1 pseudogene is annotated in these 598 nt (G+C 57.2%); it reads left to right on the top strand.

What is annotated here, in order from left to right:
* Positions 1-598 (top strand): annotated as a pseudogene (locus J5224_RS34045) (KUP/HAK/KT family potassium transporter); the annotation flags it as partial.

Raw genomic sequence — 598 nt, 5'->3', positions numbered from 1 at the left:
CCACACCAGCGATCGCATGACCTCCATCGTGGTGATCATGGGGCTGATTGGCGGCGGATTCTTTTATGGTGAGGTGGTGATCACCCCGGCGATGTCGGTGCTTTCCGCGATGGAAGGGATTGAGATTGCTGCGCCTGAGCTGGATAGCTACATTGTGCCAATGTCGGTGATTGTGCTGACCTTGCTGTTCGCCATTCAGAAGCACGGCACCAGCAGTGTGGGCAAGCTGTTTGCGCCGGTGATGCTGATTTGGTTTTTGACGCTGGCGGTGCTGGGCGTGCGCAGCGTGATGGAAACGCCGCAGGTGCTTCACCGGGGTGGAAGCGCTTTACGCAGATATGGGGCACTTTGGAAAATTCCCTATTCGCTTAGCGTGGTTCACCGTGGTGTTGCCGTCGTTGGTGCTCAACTATTTTGGTCAGGGCGCGTTGCTGCTGCGTAACCCAGAAGCCATCAAAAACCCCTTCTTTTTACTGGCTCCCGACTGGGCGTTGATTCCGCTGCTGATCCTGGCAACGCTGGCGACCATCATCGCCTCTCAGGCGGTTATCTCCGGCGTATTTTCGCTGTCGCGTCAGGCGGTGCGTCTGGGGTATCT

The organism is Candidatus Symbiopectobacterium sp. NZEC135 (assembly GCF_025962695.1).
Note: the sequence above shows the minus strand (reverse complement) of the source record. Positions and strands in the feature narration are given on the sequence as shown.